Source organism: Nocardioides oleivorans, from assembly GCF_004137255.1.
Classification (GTDB): domain Bacteria; phylum Actinomycetota; class Actinomycetes; order Propionibacteriales; family Nocardioidaceae; genus Nocardioides; species Nocardioides oleivorans.
The window spans coordinates 1605404-1626106 of record NZ_SDWT01000001.1 but is presented as its reverse complement, the minus strand read 5'-3'; the positions used below and the strand labels follow the sequence as shown (position 1 = coordinate 1626106).

At 73.1% G+C, this 20703-nt stretch carries 27 protein-coding genes; 1 reads left to right on the top strand and 26 read right to left on the bottom strand.

Going from position 1 to position 20703, the window contains the following annotated elements:
- Window positions 1-2: 2 nt before the first annotated feature.
- The 26 genes from fliQ to EUA93_RS07640 all read right to left on the bottom strand — a co-directional run bounded on the left by fliQ (window position 3) and on the right by EUA93_RS07640 (window position 19933).
- A complete protein-coding gene (gene fliQ / locus EUA93_RS07765; RefSeq protein WP_129399600.1) occupies window positions 3-272 on the bottom strand; it encodes a flagellar biosynthesis protein FliQ in 270 nt (89 codons plus the stop codon).
- A gap of 6 nt (window positions 273-278) precedes the next feature.
- Window positions 279-1151, bottom strand: a complete 873-nt coding sequence (gene fliP / locus EUA93_RS07760; RefSeq protein WP_242497282.1) for a flagellar type III secretion system pore protein FliP — start codon at window positions 1149-1151, stop codon at window positions 279-281.
- Window positions 1148-1642, bottom strand: coding sequence for a FliO/MopB family protein (locus EUA93_RS07755; RefSeq protein WP_129399599.1), 495 nt, complete (start codon window positions 1640-1642; stop codon window positions 1148-1150). The genes fliP and EUA93_RS07755 overlap by 4 nt, the downstream gene beginning before the upstream one ends.
- A 1-nt stretch (window position 1643) precedes the next feature.
- Window positions 1644-2471 carry a flagellar motor switch protein FliN gene (fliN, locus tag EUA93_RS07750; protein WP_129399598.1) on the bottom strand — a complete coding sequence of 276 codons (828 nt, stop codon included), beginning with the start codon at window positions 2469-2471 and terminating at the stop codon, window positions 1644-1646.
- Window positions 2468-3436 (bottom strand): flagellar motor switch protein FliM, encoded by a 969-nt coding sequence (locus EUA93_RS07745; RefSeq protein WP_129399597.1) that lies wholly within the window; start codon window positions 3434-3436, stop codon window positions 2468-2470. Before EUA93_RS07745 ends, fliN begins: the two co-directional genes overlap by 4 nt.
- 51 nt (window positions 3437-3487) lie before the next feature.
- Window positions 3488-3928 carry a flagellar basal body-associated FliL family protein gene (locus EUA93_RS07740; RefSeq protein ID WP_129399596.1) on the bottom strand — a complete coding sequence of 147 codons (441 nt, stop codon included), beginning with the start codon at window positions 3926-3928 and terminating at the stop codon, window positions 3488-3490.
- Entirely contained in the window at window positions 3925-4836 is a 912-nt protein-coding gene (locus tag EUA93_RS07735) for an OmpA/MotB family protein (protein WP_129399595.1), read from the bottom strand. The genes EUA93_RS07740 and EUA93_RS07735 overlap by 4 nt, the downstream gene beginning before the upstream one ends.
- Before the next feature lies 1 nt (window position 4837).
- The gene (locus EUA93_RS07730; protein WP_129399594.1) at window positions 4838-5614 is read right to left on the bottom strand and encodes a motility protein A; all 777 of its coding nucleotides are present in this window, start codon (window positions 5612-5614) and stop codon (window positions 4838-4840) included.
- Window positions 5614-5889: a flagellar FlbD family protein gene (locus EUA93_RS07725; RefSeq protein WP_129399593.1), complete on the bottom strand. Its 276-nt coding sequence runs from the start codon at window positions 5887-5889 to the stop codon at window positions 5614-5616. The genes EUA93_RS07730 and EUA93_RS07725 overlap by 1 nt, the downstream gene beginning before the upstream one ends.
- A 194-nt stretch (window positions 5890-6083) precedes the next feature.
- Window positions 6084-6923, bottom strand: a complete 840-nt coding sequence (locus EUA93_RS07720) for a flagellar hook protein FlgE (RefSeq protein ID WP_129399592.1) — start codon at window positions 6921-6923, stop codon at window positions 6084-6086.
- A gap of 25 nt (window positions 6924-6948) precedes the next feature.
- Entirely contained in the window at window positions 6949-7410 is a 462-nt protein-coding gene (locus tag EUA93_RS07715; RefSeq protein ID WP_129399591.1) for a flagellar hook assembly protein FlgD, read from the bottom strand.
- Between the two features lie 9 nt (window positions 7411-7419).
- Entirely contained in the window at window positions 7420-8715 is a 1296-nt protein-coding gene (locus EUA93_RS07710; protein WP_129399590.1) for a flagellar hook-length control protein FliK, read from the bottom strand.
- The gene (locus EUA93_RS07705; protein WP_129399589.1) at window positions 8712-9680 is read right to left on the bottom strand and encodes a transglycosylase SLT domain-containing protein; all 969 of its coding nucleotides are present in this window, start codon (window positions 9678-9680) and stop codon (window positions 8712-8714) included. The genes EUA93_RS07710 and EUA93_RS07705 overlap by 4 nt, the downstream gene beginning before the upstream one ends.
- Window positions 9677-10165, bottom strand: a complete 489-nt coding sequence (locus EUA93_RS07700) for a flagellar FliJ family protein (RefSeq protein ID WP_129399588.1) — start codon at window positions 10163-10165, stop codon at window positions 9677-9679. The genes EUA93_RS07705 and EUA93_RS07700 overlap by 4 nt, the downstream gene beginning before the upstream one ends.
- On the bottom strand, window positions 10165-11466 hold the full coding sequence (locus tag EUA93_RS07695; RefSeq protein ID WP_129399587.1) for a FliI/YscN family ATPase: 1302 nt from the start codon (window positions 11464-11466) through the stop codon (window positions 10165-10167). Before EUA93_RS07695 ends, EUA93_RS07700 begins: the two co-directional genes overlap by 1 nt.
- Window positions 11463-12047 carry a FliH/SctL family protein gene (locus tag EUA93_RS22200; protein ID WP_129399586.1) on the bottom strand — a complete coding sequence of 195 codons (585 nt, stop codon included), beginning with the start codon at window positions 12045-12047 and terminating at the stop codon, window positions 11463-11465. The genes EUA93_RS07695 and EUA93_RS22200 overlap by 4 nt, the downstream gene beginning before the upstream one ends.
- Complete coding sequence (gene fliG, locus EUA93_RS07685) at window positions 12031-13053, bottom strand: flagellar motor switch protein FliG (protein ID WP_129399585.1); 1023 nt, start codon at window positions 13051-13053, stop codon at window positions 12031-12033. Before fliG ends, EUA93_RS22200 begins: the two co-directional genes overlap by 17 nt.
- On the bottom strand, window positions 13050-14633 hold the full coding sequence (gene fliF / locus EUA93_RS07680; protein WP_129399584.1) for a flagellar basal-body MS-ring/collar protein FliF: 1584 nt from the start codon (window positions 14631-14633) through the stop codon (window positions 13050-13052). The genes fliG and fliF overlap by 4 nt, the downstream gene beginning before the upstream one ends.
- Entirely contained in the window at window positions 14630-14971 is a 342-nt protein-coding gene (gene fliE / locus EUA93_RS07675) for a flagellar hook-basal body complex protein FliE (RefSeq protein ID WP_129399583.1), read from the bottom strand. The genes fliF and fliE overlap by 4 nt, the downstream gene beginning before the upstream one ends.
- The gene (locus EUA93_RS07670; protein ID WP_129399582.1) at window positions 14971-15363 is read right to left on the bottom strand and encodes a flagellar basal body rod protein FlgC; all 393 of its coding nucleotides are present in this window, start codon (window positions 15361-15363) and stop codon (window positions 14971-14973) included. The genes fliE and EUA93_RS07670 overlap by 1 nt, the downstream gene beginning before the upstream one ends.
- On the bottom strand, window positions 15363-15722 hold the full coding sequence (locus EUA93_RS07665; protein ID WP_129399581.1) for a flagellar basal body rod protein FlgB: 360 nt from the start codon (window positions 15720-15722) through the stop codon (window positions 15363-15365). The genes EUA93_RS07670 and EUA93_RS07665 overlap by 1 nt, the downstream gene beginning before the upstream one ends.
- Window positions 15723-15961: 239 nt before the next feature.
- Window positions 15962-16291, bottom strand: a complete 330-nt coding sequence (locus tag EUA93_RS07660) for a hypothetical protein (protein WP_129399580.1) — start codon at window positions 16289-16291, stop codon at window positions 15962-15964.
- Entirely contained in the window at window positions 16288-16707 is a 420-nt protein-coding gene (gene fliS / locus EUA93_RS07655) for a flagellar export chaperone FliS (protein WP_129399579.1), read from the bottom strand. The genes EUA93_RS07660 and fliS overlap by 4 nt, the downstream gene beginning before the upstream one ends.
- Before the next feature lie 13 nt (window positions 16708-16720).
- Entirely contained in the window at window positions 16721-18055 is a 1335-nt protein-coding gene (gene fliD / locus EUA93_RS07650; protein ID WP_129399578.1) for a flagellar filament capping protein FliD, read from the bottom strand.
- A 97-nt stretch (window positions 18056-18152) separates the two neighbouring features.
- Window positions 18153-18941 (bottom strand): flagellin N-terminal helical domain-containing protein, encoded by a 789-nt coding sequence (locus EUA93_RS07645; RefSeq protein WP_129399577.1) that lies wholly within the window; start codon window positions 18939-18941, stop codon window positions 18153-18155.
- A gap of 134 nt (window positions 18942-19075) precedes the next feature.
- A complete protein-coding gene (locus EUA93_RS07640) occupies window positions 19076-19933 on the bottom strand; it encodes a sigma-70 family RNA polymerase sigma factor (protein ID WP_242497281.1) in 858 nt (285 codons plus the stop codon).
- Window positions 19934-20192: 259 nt separating this feature from the next.
- On the opposite strand from EUA93_RS07640, the gene flgN reads away from it, so the two are divergent.
- Entirely contained in the window at window positions 20193-20702 is a 510-nt protein-coding gene (flgN, locus tag EUA93_RS07635; protein WP_129399576.1) for a flagellar export chaperone FlgN, read from the top strand.
- Window position 20703: the final 1 nt, after the last annotated feature.

Below are 20703 nucleotides of genomic sequence, written 5' to 3'. Positions count from 1 at the left end.
GGTCAGCCCAGCAGGGAGGGGACCATCGCGAAGAGGTCCCGGGTGAAGTCGACGAGGGTCTGCAGCATCCAGCCGCCGGAGACCAGGAGGGCGACGCCGACGCCGACGAGCTTCGGCACGAAGGCGAGCGTGAACTCCTGGATCTGGGTCATCGACTGGAACAACGAGACCGTGAAGCCGATGACGAGGGCGGTGAGCAGGATCGGCGCGGAGAGCTTCAGCGCGACCACCATGGTCTGCAGCGCGATGTTGATGACGGTGGTGTCGGTCATGGCGGCCTACTGGTAGCTGGAGACGACGGACGTGATGACGAGGCCCCAGCCGTCGACGAGGACGAACAGCAGGAGCTTGAAGGGCAGCGACACCATCACCGGCGGCATCATCATCATGCCGAGCGCCATCAGCGCCCCGCTGATCACGATGTCGATGACCAGGAAGGGGATGAAGATGATGAAGCCGATGATGAAGGCCTGCTTGAGCTCGCTCAGGACGAACGCGGGCACGAGCGTCGCCATCGACACGTCGGCGCGGCTGTCGGGCAGCTCGCGGTCGGCGACGCTCGTGAGGAGCCGCAGCTCGTCGTCGCCGGTCTGGTCGAGCATGAAGTCGCGGAGCGGTCCCACGCCGTCGGTGTAGGCGGCCGAGGCGGTCTTGTCGCCGTCGAGGTAGGGCTGGAGCCCGTCGTCGTTCATCTGGCCGAGCACGGGCGCCATGATGAAGAGCGACAGGAACAGCGCGAGTCCGGCCAGCACCTGGTTGGGCGGGATCTGCTGGAGGCCGAGGGCGTTGCGGGTCAGGCCGAGCACGACGAGCACCTTGGTGAAGCTCGTGCAGGTCAGCAGGATCGCGGGCAGCAGCGAGAGCAGGGTCATCGCGACGATGACGGTGACCGAGGTGCTCGGCTTGTCGGTGATGCCGCCGAGGTCGATCGTCACCGAGCTGTCCGTGCCGGGTGCGTCCGGCCCCTTCGGGGCCTTCGGTCCCTCGGGGCCCTGCGGCGCCATCGGCAGGCCGGTCAGGGCGAGCGAGGAGGAGGCCGGGAGGGGTGCGGCCGTCGCGGGAGCGGTCGCACCGAGCAGCACGGCCAGCGCACCGAGGCCGACGGCGAGGAGCGTGGCGAGGAGGTGCGCAACCCGGGTCCGGGCGCTCACGACGCCTTCCTGGTCGAGCTGCCCGTCGCGGCGGAGATCGCCTGGCGCCAGGTCTGCACCGAGAGGACCGAGCCGGCCAGGGCGCCGGCGTCGGCCGCGCGAGCGGGGGTGGTCGTACGACGCTGGGCGGGGGCCGCGCGGTGCGAGCCGCGGACGCCCGCGGCGGGGGCCGGCAGCGGCACTGGCGCCACGGCGGCCTCGAGGTCCGTGTCGAGCGCGAGGTCGAGGTCGAGGTCGCCGACCTCCAGCTCGTCGGGGTCGAGCTCGGTGAGCAGGCTGACCTGGTGGTCGGTCGTGCCGAGGACCAGCACGCGCCCGCCGACGGTGACGACCGCGACGGAGGCGCTGCGCGACAGCGGCTGGCGGTGGAGCACCTGGACGGGCGCGCCGTCCCGCGCCCCGTAGCGCTTGCCCACGAGGCGCGCCAGGAGCAGCATCAGTCCTACGACGATCGCCAGGGAGACGACCAGTCGCACGGTCAGCTCGAGCACGTCAGCCTGCTGCGCTCTCGTCGACGATCTCGGTGATCCGGAGGCCGAAGTCCTCGTCGACGACGACGACCTCGCCGCGGGCGATGAGGTGCCCGTTGACCAGCAGGTCCGCCGGGCTGCCGGCGGCGCGGTCGAGCTCGAGGACCTCGCCCGGGGACAGCGCCAGCAGCTCGCGCACCGTGAGCCGGGTGCGGCCCAGCTCGACGGTGACCTCCATGTCGACGCCGTGCAGCATCTCCAGGCCCCGCTGGGAGCTGCGCGTCGGGGCGACGGCCGCGGTCTCGTGGGCGACGGCGTCGCGCAGGGCGCCGGCGGCATTCGCCGCCTGGTCGCTGACCAGGAGCACGCCGGCGGTGAGCCCGCCGCCGAGGAGGGGGACGGCCGTGAAGGGACCGCCCAGGTCGGTGTCGACGAGGTCGGCGGACACCTCGCGGGCCGGGCCGCAGCCGGCGCCGAGCGCCGCGGCGGCGGCCTCCAGCGCGGGCTGGGTGGCCGCAGCGAGGTCGAGCCCTCCGAGCGGGCTCGCCGCGAGCGCCTCGACGAGGTCCGCGCCGACCAGCACGGCGAACCGGGGAGCGCCGGGGAGGTGCAGCTCGGCCACGACCGCACCGGCACCGCCGGCGCTGCTCCACTCCGCGCCGGGGACCGGCTGGCCGACCTCGAGCTGCGTGGGCGCCGGGAGGACCGCTGCGGCGGCGACGGCGGCGGAGAGGACGACCTCGCGGAGGTCGGCGCCGGCCCGCGCGGTCGTCCCGCGGACCGGGTCGAGCGCCAGGTCGTGGGCCGGGTCGTGGGCCGGGTCGTGGGCCAGGTCGTGGGTGGTGGTCATGCGTTCTCCTTGGTGGCGGCGGTGCCGACGACGAGTGCCGCCAGCCGGGCGCCGTGGCTTCCCGCGGTGGCGTGCGCGAAGGTGGCGTCCGCCACGACGACGTCGAGGGGCGCGGACGAGGGGTGCGAGAGGCGCACCACGTCACCGACGGCGAGGTGCGTGAGCGCGTCGGGGGCGAGCCGCGTGGGGCGGAACCGGACCACCGCGTCCACCGGGACGTCCTGGAACCGGCGGTCGACGAGCGCGGCGGAGCGGTTGCGCTGCACCCGCTCGTGGTCGGAGACCGGTGCGGGGGCGGCGGCCTCCACCAGTCGGGGGTGCAGGCCGGCGAACGGCAGGCACAGGGTGACCCGGTGGTGACGGTCCTTGATCACCAGGTCGAAGCCCGCCACGACGACGGCGTCGCCGGGAGCGGCGGCCTGGGCCAGCTGCGGGTGGTACTCGATGCCGACCAGGGTCGGGGTCACGTCGACGATCCCGGCGAGGCTGTGGCCGAGCTCGGCCAGCAGGCGGGACACGATCCCCTGCACGACGGAGCCCTCGATCTCGGTCAGCGGCCGACGCGGCTGGTCGTCCGAGCCCGGTCCGCCGAGCATGTGGTCGATCGCGCTCATGACCACGGGCAGCGGCAGCTCGAGGAGGCCGAGGCCCGGTAGCGGCTCGGCGCCCACCTTGACGGCGTACGTCATGGTGTCGAGGGCGTCGACGTGCTCGCCGTACGTCTGCTGGGCGATGCCCTGCAGCTCGGCGGTGCAGACGGCGCGCAGGGCGGCGGTGAACACCGTGCCCATCTGGCGGGCGAAGCCGTCGAGGGCGACCTGGAGCACCCGGGTGTGCTCGCGCGAGAGCTGGATGGGACGGCGGAAGTCGTACGCCGTCGGCTCGGCCCCGCTGCGGGCGCGCCGGCGCGCCCGGGCACCGGGGTGCACGGGGTGGCGAGGCGCGGGGGTCTGCACGGGGGTCACGAAGTCCCGTATCGGCCCCCGTCGACGGCACCTGAGGAGTTGGCCGCTCCTTTACTGGGTGACGAACTCGGTGAAGTACACCTCCAGCACGTCACCGTGGTAGTCCTCGTGGAGCTTCTCCTCGAGCTCGTGCTTGAGGTCCTGGCGCTGGCCGGCCTTCACCAGGGCGGACTGGTCGGCCCCGCTGAACAGGTCGATCGCGGCGTCGAGCGCCTTGCTGCCGTCGGCCTCGTGCGCGTCGGCCGAGAGCTGGAGCGCGAGGCCGAGCCGGAGGTAGTGGCCGTCGGCGAGGTTGACCTGGATCGGCTCGAGCGTCATCACCTCGCCCGGCTCGGGCTCGGTGGGTCCGCTGGGCCGGAGGAGGAACCACCAGCCGGCGGCGGCGCCGACAACCAGCACGAGGCCGATCACCAGCAGCTTCTTCTTCCCCTTCTTCGGCGGCTCGTCGGCCGACTCGGGGGCGGCGGTCCGGTCGAGGGTGGCGCTGGTCATGAGGATCCTCCTCCTTCGGTGGTGGCGGGACTGGCGGTGGGGCTGGTCGTCGTGCCCTGGATGTCGTCGAGCAGCTCGCGGGCGGCCGGCGGGAGGGCGGAGAGCACGACGATGTCGACGCGCTTGTTGATCCGCTGCGACCCGGGCTCGGCCGGGTCGACGAGGGGGACCTCGTGGCCGTACGCCGCCGCACTGAGGCGCTCGCCCGGGATCTGGCCGACCTCCTGGAGGTAGCGCAGGACCGTGATCGCGCGGGCCGAGGAGAGGTCCCAGTCGGTGGCGAAGTAGCGGGGCTTCACCGGCACCTGGTTGGTGTGGCCGTCGATGCGGAGGTCCTCGGTCGTGCCCCGGAGCACCGGTGCGACGACCTCGAGCACCCGCTGCCCGCGCGGGCTCAGCTCGGCCCGGTCGGGCTGGAAGACCACGTGGCGCGAGGTCAGGCTGAGCACCAGGCCGTCGCCGTCGATCCGGCGGGTGACGTCGTGGGCCAGGCCGGCGTCGCGCAGCGCCCGGGTGAGCTCCTTGCCGAGCTCGTCGAGCCGCGCCTTCTCGAGCCGGGCGGCGGCGTACTCCTGGGACTGCTGGTCCTGCTGGTCCTGCTGGGTGGACACGGCCTGCTTGGTCGAGCCCATGAAGTTCTCCGGGCGCACGGGGGCGATCGCGGACACGCCGGGCTGGTCGAGCGTCGACTCCGACCCGGTCATGACCGAGGTGGAGTCGCCGAAGCCAGCGGCGAGCCCGTCCTTGAGCGCGTTGAACTTCTTCTGGTCCACCGAGCTCATCGCGAACATCACGATGAAGAGCACCATCAGCAGCGTCACCATGTCGGCATAGGTCACCAGCCAGCGCTCGTGGTTCTCGTGCTCCTCCTCCTCCGCGCGGCGCTTGCGGCTGCCCCCGCTGCTCATGTCAGGCGGCCTTGTCGAGGGACGGCGGCTGCTCGCCGGCCGGCAGGAGCGAGGTCAGCTTCTGCGCGATCACGCGCGGGTTCGACCCGGCCTGGATCGCGGCGACGCCCTCGATGATGACCTCCATGCGGGCCGCCTCGAGCTCGGTGAGCCGCTTGAGCCGGTTGCCGATGGGCAGCCAGATCACGTTGGCGGACATGACGCCCCACAGGGTCGCGATGAAGGCGGCCGCGATCAGGTGGCCGAGCTCCTCGGGCTGGGCGAGGTTCTCCAGGACGTGCACCAGCCCCATGACCGTGCCGATGATGCCGATCGTCGGGGCGTAGGCGCCCGCGTCGGCGAAGAACTTCGCGGCGTGCTTGCCCTGCGCCTTGGCGGCGTAGACCTCCGACTCGAGGATCTCGCGCACCTCGTCGGGGTCGGTGCCGTCGATCGCGAGCTGCACGCCCTTGACCAGGAACGGGTCGTCCACCTTCTTGAGGTCGTCCTCGAGCGCGAGCAGTCCCTCGCGGCGCGCGCGCTCGGCGAGCGCCACCACCATCGGTACGACGTCGCCCGCCGGCCGGACCTTCGCGGTGAAGGCGGTCTTGAGCGAGGCGAGCGCGTGCTTGGCGTCGGGGATCGTGCCACCGGCGACGGTCACCATCAGCGTGGTCCCGAAGACCAGCAGCATCGGCGGGACCAGGAGGAGGCTCATCGGGTTGCCGCCCTCCATCACGTTGGCGGCGATGATGATGACGAGGCCGACGAGCACCCCGAGCAGGGTTGCCGGGTCCATCAGCCCTCACCTTCCAGCGTGGGGTGGTCGGACACGGCCGCGAGGTGCGCGCGGGGGGCCCACGCGGTCGGTGAGGCCTCGGCCATCGCGCCGGCGGCGATGATGCTGCCGCGCCAGGCGCGGACCTCGTCCACCACCTGCAGCAGGTCCTCGCCCACGACGTACTTCTTGCCGTCGACCAGCGTCACCACCGTGTCGGGGGTGCTGTCGAGGCGTTCGATCAGGTCGGCGTTCAGGACGAACGGCGAGCCGGAGAGTCGGGTCAACACAATCATGTTCGGTGCACCATCCCTGTGCGTGTACTCGAGGCCCGTCCGTGGGCCTCGTGGTCCTTCCATCGGCCGCGCGCCGGCCGACCTGAGGGGAACTCGCCGTGGATCCGGGCCCGTCGCTCCGCCATGGCATGCAGCAGCAACGGCCCGGCGGCCCCGAGGAGGGACCACCGGGCCGTGGGCCGGGAGACGACGCGTCAGCGCTTGATGTTGACGAGCTCCTCGAGCACCTGGTCGGAGGTGGTGATCACGCGCGAGCTGGCCTGGAAGCCGCGCTGGGCGAGGATCAGGTTGGTGAACTCCGCCGACAGGTCGACGTTGGACATCTCGAGCGTGCCGCCCATCAGGTCACCGCGGCTGCCCTGGCCGGCGACGCCGAGCTCGGGGGCGCCGGAGTTGGCGCTGGCCCGGAAGGCGGTCTCGCCGACGCGCTCGAGGCCCGCCGGGTTGGTGAAGTCGGCGATCGCCACGAGGGCGATGTCGCGCTGCACGTCGTCGGAGAAGGTGCCGCGCAGGACGCCGTCGCTGCCGATCGAGTACGACGTCATCTCGACGCCGGCGGGCAGGGTCGACTGGAGCGAGTCGAGGTTGATGTCGACGAGCGTGCCGCCCGCGTCGCCCGGGGCGTACCCCTGGACCTTCTTGCCGCTCGAGGAGACCAGGTTGCCCGCCTCGTCCCACGTGAAGGCCCCGGCGCGCGTGTAGACGCGGTCGGCGCCCGAGCCGAGGACGAACATGCCGTCGCCCTGGATCATCAGGTCGGTGGCCGCGCCGGTGGTCTGCGCCGAGCCCTGGCCGAAGTTGCCGCGGGTGGCGGCGACCTGGACGCCGAGGCCGACCTGGATCGGGTTGGTGCCGCCGCCGGTCGTGCCGGCAGCGCCGGCGCCCCGCATGACCTGGCTGAGGGTGTCCTGGAACACCGTGGTGGTGGCCTTGAAGCCGACCGTGTTGGCGTTGGCGATGTTGTTGCCGGTGACGTCGAGCATCGTCTGGTTGGCGCGGAGGCCGCTGATGCCGGAGAAGAGCGAGCGGAGCATTGGTGGTTCCTTTCGGAGGACGGCGTCAGGCCGTCGGAGTGGTGGTCGGAGGGGTCGGTGCCGGGGTGGTCGTCCCGACGGAGAGGAGCTGGGCCAGCGGGACCTGGGTGCCGTCGATTTCGAAGACCGGTCCCTGTGCGCCGAAGGTGACGCCGGAGATGGTGCCGTTGTGGGTCGTGGTGCCATCGGTGTCGACCCACGACACCTGCTGGCCGACCATGGCCCCCGCACCGAAGGCCATCTGCGAGCCGAGCAGCGCGCCCACGCGGTCGGAGACGTCCTGCATCTTCTCCAGCGCGGTGAACTGCGCCGACTGCGCGAGGAACTCACCGGAGTCGGCCGGGTTGAGCGGGTCCTGGTAGCGGAGCTGGGCGACCATCAGCTCCAGGAACATCTGCTTGTCCTCGGAGGTCGACGAGAGCGTCGTCGTGCCCGTCGGGAACGCGGTGGGCGTGCCGGTCACCGGCTCGTTCGCGGAGATCGTCACTTCCCCTCCTCACATGGTCAGGTCGATGCCCGGACGGGCAGCGGTGACCGGGTCGGGACGGAGCGCGGTCGCTCCGTCGGTGAGGCCGTCCCTGGCGCCTGCTCCACCACGCGTCCGTGCGTGCTGGTCCTGCTGTCCTGCGTCCCCGCGCGTCGACGGGGTGTCACCGCCGGCACCCGCCTGGGTGTCGTACGACGTCGTGGTGCCGGTGGTGCCCGGCTGGCCGGATGCCTGGCCGGATGCCTGGCCGGCCGTCTGGCCCGAGGTGTCGCGCACGACCACCCGGGCCTCGGTCACGCCGGCGAGCTCGAGGACCCGCCGGAGCTCCGGGGCGCCCTCGGCCAGGGCGCGAGCGGCGTCGTCGCCGCCGCTGAGGTGCACCTGGACGGCGCCGTCGCGGACGGTCATCGTCACGCGCACCTCCCCCAGCGCCTCCGGCTGGAGGCGCATGGTGAGCCGGTGGACGCCGTTGCCGCGCGAGACGAGCCGGGTGACCTCCGGGGCGAGCTGCGCGACGGGTGCGGCTGCGCGCGGCGGCTCGGCCTGCGGGCTCGCCGCGGCTGTCGGGAGCGTCGGCGCCGACACCGGGACCGATGCCGGGGTGCCTGGGACCGGGGTGCCCGAGACCGGGGCCGCCGCCGACGCGGTGGCTCCCGCACCGTCCGGTCGCTGCCACCCTCCCGAGCCGTCGGACGTCCCCGGTCCGGCCCCCTCCGAGCCGGACCCGCCGTCCCGGGGAGCGCCGGCCGGGAGCGGGCCGGCCCCGTCGGACGACGTGGCCGCGGCCTCGGGAGCGGAGGCGGGGTCGGCGCCGGGAGCAGCGTCGGGAGCCGGGACGGGCGCGGCCGCCTCGACGGCCCGGCCCGCGACGTCCGGGGCCGCGGTGGCCGGGGCCGGCACGGTCGTCTGGGGCAGGGGCGCCATGTTCGCGAGCAGCGCCGTCGGGACGGCGGTCGAGCCGGCCGCGTCGCCCGACGCCTCGTCGGCCTCCTTCCCGGTGGCCGGGTCGGTGGCCGGGTCGGTGGCCGGGTCGGTGGCCGGGTCGGTGGCCGGGTCGGTGGCCGGGTCGGTGGCCGGGTCGGTCGTCGGGTCGGTCGGCTCGCCGGTCAGCTGGTCCGCGAGCCCCGGCCCCCCAGGCACCGGGCCGGCAGGGCCGGCCGCGGCGGTCGACGTACCGAGCAGTCCGGCCACCAGCGCGGCGAAGCTGCCGGCCGCGGCGGGGTCGCTCGTGGCGGGGGCGCCGTTCGGACCGATCGGGATCGACCCGAGGTCCAGGGTCGCGACGGTCAGGGATGTGATGCTCATGCGGCTGCTCCTCCGAGCCAGTGGGCCATGACCGACTTCACGTAGTTCTGGGTCTCCGGGTACGGCGGTACGCCGTCGTAGCGGACGACGGCGCCGGGGCCGGCGTTGTAGGCGGCCAGGGACATCTCGATCGAGCCGAAGCGGGTGATCAGGTTGTCGAGGAGCTTGGCCGCGCCGTCGATGGCCTGGGCCGGGTCGAACGGGTCGGTGACGCCGAGGCCCTTCGCGGTGCCGGGCATCAGCTGCATGATCCCCTGCGCGCCCGCGGGGCTGACGGCCTTCGGGTCGAAGCCCGACTCCTGCTGCGCCACCGCGGCGAGCAGCGCCGGGTCGACGTGATGGGCGGCGCCGGCAGCGCGGAAGAGGTCGGCGTACGGCGTCCCGGGCGGCACGTCGCCGCTCGACCCGGCGACCGGGGACACAGGGCTGCTGGGGGTGACCGAGGACGCCTCCGGGATGACGCGGCGGATGTAGTCGGGCGGGGTGGTCACCGGGACCACCTGCACGTGCCCGCCGGGTCGGGGCGCCTCGATCATCTGGCCGTTGCCGATGTAGATGGCGATGTGGTCGGCGCCGACGTTGCGGCTGGAGTTGTCCCACGCGATGAGGTCGCCGGGCTTCGCGTCGGCCATGCTCGCGACCGGCGTGCCGGCCCGCGCCTGGTCGGCGGAGAGCCGGGGCAGGTCGATGCCGAAGGACGAGAAGACGGACTGCACGAGGCCGGAGCAGTCGACGCCCTTCTCGGGGTCGGTCCCGCCCCAGACGTAGGGCAGGCCGACCATCTCCCTGGCCTTCGCGACGACCTGGTCGCCGGTGACCGAGCCGCCCGTGGTCGAGGTGACCGAGGCGGCCGACGTCCGGTCCAGGGCGGTGGCGAAGCTGCTCGAGCCGACCGACGACCCCGGCAGCAGGGCGAGCTGCGACTGGATCTGGGAGATGCGCGCGGTGACGTCCGTGATGCTCATGCCGCGCCACCGTCCGCGCCGTCGACCGCGCCGTCGTCCGTGCCGCGGCGGGCCCGCAGCCACCGGGCGGCGACGAGGTCGTCGATCTCGACGCGCTCGCGGCGCGCCCGCTCCTCGCGGCGCTGCTCGACGCGCCGCTCGAGCAGGAGCTCGACGGCGTCGAGGCGGGCGCGGTCTCGCTGCCAGTGCTCGCGGGCGACCGCGGCGAAGGTGGTGAAGGAGGCGAGCGAGGCCCGCGACGCGGCGATGGCGGCGACCGCATCGCCCGCCGCCAGCCGGGCGGAGGCGAAGCCGGCGGGGTCGGTGACGGCAGGGTGGGTCATCGCGGCGAGGCGTACGCCGGCCGCGTCGAGGCGGCGGGCCGCCTCGAGCTCGTCGGCGACGGCGGTGGCCAGGCCGAGGCGGCTGTCGTGCTCACGCACGCCGCGCACGCGTGCGACCGCGCGCATCCCGGCGTCGGGGTCGGAGTCGGGGGTGCGTGCCATCAGGCCACCAGCTCTCGGAGGGACTGCCAGGTGTCGGCGAGGGAGGTGCTCTCGTCCATGTCCTGGCGGAGGAAGGCGTTGATCCGGTCCATCCGCGCGAGCGCGGCGTCGGCGTCGGCGTCCGCACCGGCGACGTAGGCGCCGATCTCGACCAGCTCGCGCACCGACCGGTGCGCGGCCAGCAGCTGCCGCAGCCGGGTGGCGTCCGCGCGCTGGTCGGCGTCGGTGACCGCGCGGGTGACACGGGAGATCGACTCGAGCACGTCGATGCTGGGGAAGTGCCCGGCGGTGGCGAGGCGGCGCGAGAGCACCACGTGGCCGTCGAGGATCGAGCGGGCGGTGTCGCCGATCGGGTCCTGCATGTCGTCGCCCTCGACCAGCACGGTGTAGAGGCCGGTGATGCTGCCGGTCGCGGACGTGCCCGCGCGCTCGAGCAGCTGGGGCATCAGGGTGAACACGCTCGGCGGGTAGCCGCGCGTGGCCGGGGGCTCGCCGGCGGACAGGCCGATCTCGCGCTGGGCCATCGCCACGCGGGTGAGGCTGTCCATCATCAGCACGACGTGGCGTCCGCTGTCGCGGAAGAACTCTGCGATCCGGGTGGCGACGCCAGCCGCGCGGAGCCGCTCGACCGGAGGTGCGTCGGAGGTCGCCACGACCACGACGGACCGCGCGAGGCCCTCGGGACCGAGGTCGTTCTCGATGAACTCGCGGACCTCGCGTCCGCGCTCGCCGACCAGGGCGATCACCGACACCTCGGCGTCGGTGCCGCGCGCGACCATCGAGAGCAGGCTGGACTTGCCGACGCCGGAGCCGGCCATGATGCCGATGCGCTGGCCGCGGCCGCACGGGGTGAGGGCGTCGAGCGCACGGACCCCGAGGCCGAGCTGGTGGTCGATGCGCGGGCGGCTCAGCGCGGCGGGTGCCGCGAGGCCGACCCCGACGAGCGGCAGCGCGTCGAGCGGCGGCCCGCCGTCGATGGGCCGGCCGAGGCCGTCGAGGACCCGGCCGCGGAGGGCCTCCCCGACGGGGATCCGCAGCGGTCCACCCGTGTGTCGTACGACGTCGCCCACCCGCAGCCCGCTGGTGTCACCCAGCGGCAGGCAGGTGAGACCGCCGGGGCCGATCGCGGCGACCTCGGCGAGCACGCGCGTCGCGCCCTCGACGGCGACCAGGTCGCCGACGGCGGCGGGGAGGCCGGTGACCCGGACCTGCAGGCCGAGGAGCTCGGCGACCTGGCCCATCCGCAGCGGGGCGACGGCCTCGAGGGCGCGGGCGCGCACGTCGGTCGTCAGGAGGCTCATCCGAGCACCTTCGCGAGGCGGGCGAGCGCCTCGTCGACGCGCAGGTCGACGACGTGGTCGTCGGCCTGGGCGACGGCGTCGGCCGGGCCGAGGGTCGGGTCGGCGACGACCTGGACGCCGAGCGCGGTGAGGTCGCCCGCGACGGCCGCGACCGACGGGTGCAGGCGCACCGAGGCCACGGCGTGCCCGGGCAGCAGCCCGGCGACCCGGTCGAGCACGTGGGCCGGGTCGGACCCGGCCGCGTCGAGCGTGGCGCCGACGAGGGCACGGGTCAGCTCGAGCGCGAGGGCACCTGCCTGCTCGTCGACCCGGACGCAGGCCGCGGCCAGCAGCTCGTGGGCGGCGGCGGCCGCGGTGGTGAGCGCGGCGACGGCGGAGGCGACCTCGGCGTCACGGCGGGCCTCGTGGGCCGCTGCCGAGCGGGCGAGCTCGTCGGACTCCGCGCGGGCGGCCGCCTCGGCGTCGCGGCGACCCTGCGCCCAGCCGACGGCGTAGCCCTGGGCGCGCGCGGTGTCGTGCGTCGCCTCCAGCGTGTGCAGCTCGGGCAGCCGCGGACGCAGGACGTCAGTCGACGAACTCATCGTCACCTCCCCGGCGCACGACGACCTCGCCACGCTCCTCGAGGGTGCGGATGGTGCGGATGACCGACTGCTGCGCCTCCTCGACCTGCGTGAGGCGGACCGGGCCGAGGATCTCGACCTCGTCGAGGACGTTCTCGGCCGCACGCTCGGACAGGTTGCCGGTGATCTTGTCGCGGACCTGCTCCGAGACCCCCTTGAGGGCGAGGGCGAGCTCGGCGGGGTCGACCTGGCGCAGGACCTGCTGCACGTCGCGGTCGGAGAGCCCGACGATGTCCTCGAACATGAACATCCGGCTGCGCACCTCCTCGGCGAGGCGCGCGTCGAGGGTCTCGAGGCCCTCGACGATCTGGCGCTCGGTCGAGCGGTCGGCGCGGTTGATGATGCTGACGAGCGGGCCGAGCCCGCCGACCTGCGAGGAGTCGGTGGTCTGCAGGACCGAGGAGAGCCGGCGCTCGAGCACCGCCTCGACCGTGCGGACGGTCTCGGGGTTGGCCCGGTCCATGACGGCGATGCGGTGGGCGACCTCGGCCTGCAGCTCGGGCGCGAGGCCGGAGAGCACCGTCGAGGCCTTCTCGGCCGTCATGTGCGCGAGCACGATCGCGATCACCTGCGGGTGCTCCTCGCGGATGAAGGAGCGCAGCTGGGCCGGGTCGGCGCGGCCGAGGAACTGAAAGGGCAGGTGGACCGCGCGGGCGGCGAGGCGCTGCACGGCCTCCTCGGCCCGGTCGTCGCCGAGCGCGCCCTTGAGCACGTCGCGGGCGAAGTCCATGCCGCCCTGCAGCATGTGCTGGCGGGCGCTGAGGAGCTCGGAGAACTCCCCCATGATCGAGTGCGTCTCGTCCGGCTCCACCGCGGCGAGCTGGGCGATCTCGGCGGACACCGCCTCGACCTCCTCGTCGCTCATGTGGGCGAGCACCTGGCTGGCACGGTCCTTGCCGAGGCGCACGAGCACGATGGCGGCCTTGCGGGCACCCTGGGTCGAGTGGCCGGTGGTCATGAGGGTCATGAAGGACGCTCCACGAGCCAGCCGCGCAGGAGCGAGGCGACCTCGTCGGGCTGGCGCTCGACGAGCGCGACGAGCTCGTCGCGCATCCCGTCGACCGGCTCGACGAAGGCGGGCAGGGCGAGCGAGGTCGGCGCCTCGGCGGCCTGGAGGGCGCGGGACGCCTGCTCCTGCCGCAGCTGCTCGACGACGTACGACGTCGCGTCCTCGCGGGCCTGCGCGTTCTTGCGCGAGCGCCGCCAGGCGAGGCCGACCAGCAGCAGGACCCCGCCGGCCAGGACACCGTTGCGGATCCACGTGTTGCGGGTCGCGGCGGCCTCGGCGGACTTCGCCGCCGCGAGGGCGGCGGCGTTGGCGTCGGCCACCGAGGTGTCGAACGGGATCGAGGAGGTCTCGATGGTGTCGCCACGCTCGGTGTCGAGGCCGATCGCCGAGGCGACCAGGTCGTTGATCTGGGCGGCGTCGACGGCCTGCTTGGAGGCGGTGTCGATGACGACGGCGGCGTGGAGCGAGGAGACGGTCCCGGGGGCGGTCTCGGACTGCTCGACGACCTTGTCGACGCCGTTCTCGCGCACGGTCGAGGAGTTCTGGTAGCTGCCGTCGCCCGTGCCGCCCGCGCCCGTCTCGAGCTGGCTGTCCGGACCGACCACGCCGCCGGGCGTGGTGCCCGGGGTGGCGCCGCCCGAGTAGGTCTCGCTCTGTACCGACTCCGACAGCGTCGGCGCGTCCTTCTTGCGGCTGTAGGTGGTCGTCTCGGTCGTCTTCTTGTCGAAGTCAAGGACCGCGGTGACCTGCACCGAGGAGTGGCCGGGGCCGAAGATCTGGTCGAGCATCTGCTGCGCCTTGGAGCCGAGCTGGTCCTGGTAGTCCTGCACCTGGCGGTTGCGGCTGCTGCTCAGCCCGCTCGCCGAGTCGCCGTTGTCGGACAGCACGCGGCCGGTGGCGTCGGCGACGGTCACCTTGGCCGGCTCGAGGCCGTCGATGCTGGAGGCGACCAGGTTGACGATCGCCTGGACCTGGTCGGGGCCGAGCTGGTTGCCACCGGTGTCCACCAGGACCGAGGCCGTGGCCGGGTCCTGCTCCTCGAGGAAGACCTGCTTGGGCGGGAGCGCGAGGTGCACGACGGCGGTGTCGACGCCGTCGATCGCCTCGATCGTGGCGGCGAGCTCGCCCTCCATCGCGCGCTTGAAGTCGGTCTGCTCCTTGAACTGCGACGTCGAGATGTCCTGCTCGTCGAGCAGGCCGTAGCCGCTGTCGCCGCTGGCGGAGGGGATGCCCTCGCCGCTCAACGAGATCCGCGTCGAGTAGACCTGGTCGCGCGGCACCGAGATGGTCCCGCCGCCCCCGCCGATCTCGTAGGGGATCCCGTCGGCGTCGAGCTGGTCGACGACGGCGGACGCGTCCTCGGACGAGAGGTTGCTGTAGAGCGGGGCGTACGACGGCGCGGCGGCCCAGCGGAACACCATGAACGCCGCGAGCAGCAGGGCCGCGGTCCCGACGATCGCCACGACCTTCTGGCCGGGCGTGAAGAGCAGGAAGGCGCGACGGTAGCGGTCGAGCACCTGCGTGATCCCGGCCCTCATCCGACCTGCATCCTCATGATGTCGTTGAAGGCCTCGATCGCCTTGTTGCGCACGGCGACGGTCAGCTTGGTTGCGGTCTCGGCCTCAGTGGCGGCCAGGGTGTAGTCGTGGATGTTGGGCAGCGTGCCGGACGCGGCGCGCACGGCGAGGCCGTCCGCCTTGTCCTGGATGCCCTCGAGCCGCTCGATGCCGTCGAGCACCAGGTTGCCGAAGTCGGCGCCCCGCTGCGAGGGAGCGGTCGCCGAGGCGCCGGCGGACGGTGCGGCGGACGGGGCCTGGACCACGGGCGCGGCGAGCGGCATGAACCCGCTGACCGCCTCGATCCCACCGATGCTCATCAGCGCTGCCCGATCTGGAGGGCCGCGTTGTAGGTGTCCTGCGCGGTCTTCGTGACCTGCACGGACGCCTGGAACCCGCGCTGGGCCTGCACGAGGGAGGTCATCTGGACCGACATGTCCATCGCCGGCGCCCGGACGTAGCCGTCCTCGTCGGCGAGCGGGTGGTCCGGGGCGTACTCGAGGATGCCCTCGGCGGCCCCGAGCTCGATGCCGCCGACGTCGACGCCGCCGTCGGGTCGCGCGGTCGCGACCACCAGCTGCTCCTGGAACGCGTCCTCGCTGGTCGCGCGCACGGTGTTGGCGTTGGCGATGTTGTGGGCCAGCGCGTCGAGCCAGGTCTGGTGCATGCCCAGGCTGCTGTTGGCGATCCGCAGCATGTCGAAGGCGCCCATCAGAACTGGCCCGCCGCGGTCGAGATGAGGCCGAAGTGGTCGGAGACCGCGCGCGTCATCACCTGGTACTGGAACTGCGTCTGCACGGCGGCCAGCGACTCCTGGCGCAGGTCCACGTTGTTGCCGTCCTGGCCGACGGGGGCGTTCGTCGCCTGGCTGGTGGGGGTGACACCGGACACCGGCATCTCGCCGCGCTGGAGGGCAGCGGCCAGGGAGGACTCGAAGTCGACGCTCGTGGCCCGGAAGTTCGGGGTGTCGACGTTGGCGATGTTGTCGGCGATCACGGTTTGCCGGGTCGCCAGGCCGTCGAGGGCGGTGGCGAGCACCGAGGTGACGGCGTCGGGCATGCCGAGGGACACGTGTCCTCCTGCAGGAGAAGCGGTGCCGGTCCGTCGGCGTCAAGGGGGCGAGCGTTCCGTGCTCACGGGTCGGATCGGCCCGCGGGCCGCCCGGTTGAGGGTTTGATGAGACTTTCTTGAGCGGCCGGACGAGTCCGGGACCTTGGTCCCGGCGCGGACCACCCCGGGGGACCACTCGAGGACCACCCGCGGACCACCCGAGGACCACCCGAGGACCGCCCGGGTGACCACCCGGCCGGCTACGCCGAGATGTCGACGTACGCCGCGATGGGCCGGCCGACGCCGCCGGCCGTGCGGGACAGCGTGGAGAGCTCGGCGCGGCGGGCGCCCATGGCCTGGCTGATCTCGAGCTGCACCTGCTCGAACTCGCGGAGCAGGTGGCTCACGCGCGGGACGAGGTGCCGCGGCAGCGGGCCGTCGACCTCGGGCGGGAACCAGCCGGTCGGCTCGTCCGCAGGGTCCCCACCGGGGCGGCGCACCACGGCAGCCGCCTCCTGGAGGGAGCGCTCGAGGGAGTCGAGGACCGCCTCCCACGTCGCGGTGGGACTGGCGTCGTCGACCTCGATCATGCCGACTGCACCGCGGTCGCGGCGGCGGCCTGGCGCCAGGCGTCGGCGAGGCCGTCGACCACCTCGAGGCAGTGCTCGGTGATCGTCACGTCCCGACGAACGTTGGCCTCCACCAGCTTCACCATGACGTGGGAGTAGAGGCCGTTCAGCGACTCCGCCCCGTCCCACCCGTCCGGACGCAGCGACGACTGGAGCTCGGCGACGATGTCCTGGGCGTGGAGCAGGTGCTGGTGGGCGGCCTGGTGGTCGCCCTCCTGCTGCGCCGCGACCGCGCGACGGCAGTCGAGCACGAGCCGGTCGTAGAGCATGACCAGGAGGCGGGCCGGACTGGCGGTCTCCACCGCTGCCTGGAGGTAGGCGTGCTGCGGCGCGGCCGTGGAGGAGTACGGCGAGGAGTAGTGGGTGGAGTAGGCCATGAGGGTGCCGTCCTTAGCTTCCCGAGGTCGTGAGTGAGGAGAGTTGGCCTGCCAGCCACGAGGACTGGCTGCTCATCTGGTTGAGCGCCGTCTCGAGGGCGGTGTACTGCCGGGTGAGCGCGTTCCGTCGCAGCTCGAGCCGGAGGTCCCACGCCTCGACGCCGTCGTCGAGGCGGTCGATGGTGGCCGTGCGACCGGTGATGGCGGTCGTGAGGGTGCCGTTGACCCGGTCACTGGCGGTGGCCGCGGCGGCGCGGACCCGGTCGACGAAGCCGGTCCCGGGAGCGGTCAGCCGGGCCTGCAGGGCGGTCGGGTCGGTGTCGTACGCCTTGCGCAGCGTCGCCTCGTCCAGCACCAGCCGGCCGGAGCGGTCGGTCTGGATGCCCAGGTCGGACAGCGAGGTGCCGTCGCCGGGGAAGACGCTGTTGAGCAGCTGGTCGCGCACGCTGCGGATGCCGGTGTCCCCGGCCAGGGGGCCGCGGGTGCCGCTCCCGGTCCTGCTCTGGGTGTCGATGTCAGAGAGGATCGAGTTCACCGCCGTGACGAGCGCCTTCACCGCGGCCGTCGTGGCTGCCGGGTCGCGCGCCAGGACCACCTGCGAGGTGGTCCCGCTGGCGGTGCCGCCCGCGAGGGTCACGGTCACGCCGGGGACGAGGTCGGCGAAGGTGTTCGACGACGAGGTGGCGACGATCGAGTCACCGATGGTGACCTGGGCGTCGCGCCCGGCCCGGACGGTCGCGCCGCCGAGGAGGTCCGAGCCGTCGGCTGCGTCGGTGAGGGTGAAGTCGCCGGCGGCGCCGGTGGCCGCGGACTCCACGACCAGGCGGTACTGGTCGGGGCCGACCTTGACCGCCGTGGCGCGCAGGCCCGTGGCGTTGGCCGGGTCGTTGATCGCCCGGGCGAGGCCGTTGAGGGTCCCGTCCGTGGCCAGGTCGACCGCAGGAGTGCCGTCGAGGCGATCGAGCCTCACGGTGGCGGGCACCGTGCCGGCGGTGCTCGCGCCGACGGCGGAGGCCATCTCGAGCCGGTGGCTGAGCGCGGTCCGGTCGACCCGCACGGAGAACGACCCGGGTCCGGCGGTGCTGGCCGCGCTGACCGCCACCTTCGTCTCGGAGCTGGTGGCCGTGACGGCGTTCCAGGCGGCGGGCTTGAGGAGGTCCGCTGCGGAGGTGGCGAGCGCGGCGACCTTGGTGTTGAGGGCCTGGAGCGTCGTGAGGACCGACTTCTCCGTGGTCAGGCGCGACTTCAGCCTGGTCTGGGGCACCGCCTCGAGCTGCATGAGCTGCTCGATGATCGAGGCCGTGTCTAGGCCGCTGCTGAGCCCGCTGATGCTGGCCGATCCGCTCATCGCCGTCGTCCCTCCTGGATCGTCGTCCCCGGGCGCCGGGCCGGTCGCGTGCGCGACCCGCCCGGCGTCCGGGTGCTGTTCGCTCCCTCAGCCGCGATCAGCGGAGGAGGGACAGGACGCCCTGCGAGGACTGGTTGGCCTGCGCGAGCATCGCGGTGCCGGCCTGCGAGAGGATCTGCGAGCGGGTGAAGCTCATCATCTCCGAGGCCATGTCGGTGTCGCGGATCCGCGACTCCGACGCCGACAGGTTCTCGATCGCGACGTTCACGCTGTTGATGGTGTGCTCGAAGCGGTTCTGGAAGGCACCGAGCGAGGCGCGCTGGGTCGAGATCGCCGTGATGGCGGTCTTCACGGAGTCGCTGTCGGTGATGACGGCGGCGGAGGTGTCGACGGCCGCGAGGGCGTCGGCACCGGTGACCGTGATCGCGTCGGCGGCGTCGCCACCGACCTGGAACTTCATGTCCGTCCCACCGAACAGCGACACGCCGTTGAACTTGGCGTTGTCGGTGATGCGGGTGATCTCCTCCTGCAGCTGGTCGAACTCGGCCGAGAGGGCCGCCTGCGAGTCGGTGTTCTGCGTGCCGTTGGCGTACTGCACCGAGAGGTCGTTCATGCGCTGGAGCATGGAGTGGACCTCGGTGAGGGCACCTTCAGCGGTCTGGACGACGGAGATGCCGTCCTGGGCGTTGCGGACGCCGACCTTGAGGCCGCCGACCTGCTGGCGCAGGCCCTCGGAGATGGCCAGGCCGGCTGCGTCGTCGGCAGCGCGGTTGATGCGGAAGCCGGAGGACAGCTTCTCGAGCGACTTCGACATCTGTCCCTGCGTGACCGAGAGGTTCCGGTAGCTGTTGACGGCGTCGATGTTCTGGTTGATGCGAAGACCCATGATGGATTCCTTCCGTGGTTTCTGGGATCACCTGCTGGAGTCCGTCCGTGGACTCCGTCGAGGTCCTACTTCGGCGGGCCGGTGGCCCACCTGAGGTTTCTGCCGAACTTTTTCTGCGGACGTGGTGGGGCGCCTCAGGCGCTGGTCGCGATGCTGGGGGCGAAGGGGCGCGCGGCAGCCGCCGCGTGGCGCTCGGCGACCGCGGCGAAGTAGGCCTCGCGACGACGTACGGCGACACCGCCCGGCTTGCCGTGCACCTGCACCTTCTCGGGGTCGAGCTGGGAGTTCAGGGCGTCGCGCAGCAGCACCATCGCCTCGGCGCGCAGCTGGGAGATGCGCGACTCGGTCACCCCCATCTCGGCGGCCAGGTCGGCCATCGGCTGCTCGGCGAGGAAGTAGCCCTCGACGACGCGGCGCAGGCGCTCGGGCAGCTCGACGATCGCCTCGGAGAGGTAGGTGAGGAGCTCGGCGTGCTCGACCGCCTGCTCGGGCGTCGGGGTCGACGACGGGAGGGCGGTGGCGTACGACCCACGCGACTCGTCGGCCTCGAGCGACATCACCTGGGCGCGCGCGAGGTCCTCCCGGTTGGCGAGCACCTGCTCGACCGGGATCCCCTGGGCCGAGGCGAGCTCGGCGTCGGTCGGGGTCCGGCCGAGGCTGTGCGTCAGCCGGCTGCGCGTCTCGTCGAGCCCGCGAGCAGTACGGCGGACCGCGCGCGAGGCCCAGTCGATCCCCCGCAGCTCGTCGACGAGCGCTCCCCGGATCCGGGTCGAGGCGTAGCCGGGGAACGGCACGCCTCGCGCGGGGTCGAAGGCCTGCGCCGCCCGGACGAGAGCCGTCAGCCCCGCGGAGGTCAGGTCGTCGCGGTCCACGTGACCGGGCACCCGGGCCAGCACCTCGCGGACGAGGTGCCCGACGAGGGGGATGTGGGAGGTGACGAGCTCGTCGACGCCCTGTGGACCGTCGACGCCGGAGATCGACGCGGAAACCACAGAAACGGGGAAAGAGGGGGCCGTGTTGTTGAGCACGAGTGGGATCTTGTCCGCGTTTGTGGACCGTTTGTTACCAAAGGAACGGAACTGATCCACGCGGAACACGTTTTGGGGACCGTGGTCCCGGGACCGGATGGCCCGAACGGGCCATGGCCCGGGGCACCCGTCCGGACCATCGGACACGGCCCGCCCCGGCCACCACGAGCGTGGGTCCACCCGTTTCCCTCAGGTCGCGGTCGCCGTGGTCGATGAGCACACCATGCAGGTCACCGACGACATCCGCACCGCAGCCGTGGAGAAGCTCTCCCTCGTGCTGTGGCGTGAGCGCGAGCTCCTCGAGGAGCTCCACTACCGGCTCGAGGTCGAGCAGCTGGTCCTGGCGAGCGGCCGCACCCGCTGGCTGGCACACGCGACCCGCGACATCGACGCCCTCCTCGCCACCGTGCGCGAGACCGAGGTGCTGCGCGCGGTCGCCGCCGACGAGGCAGCTGCCGCCGCCGGCATGCGCTCCAACCCCAGCCTCGCCGCACTGGCCGAGACGTGCGGCGAGCCCTGGCGCACGATCCTGACCGACCACCGCGACGCCTTCGTGTCCCTCACCGGCGACATCACCACGCTCGCCGACTCCAACCGGCACCTCATCTCCGCCGGCTACCGCTCGGCGCGCGAGACCCTGCTCGCCCTCGGTGACTCCGTGGACGGCTACTCCGCCGACGGCAGCGCCACGGCCGAGCCCCTGCGCGCGAGCCTCGTGGACCGGAGCCTCTGAC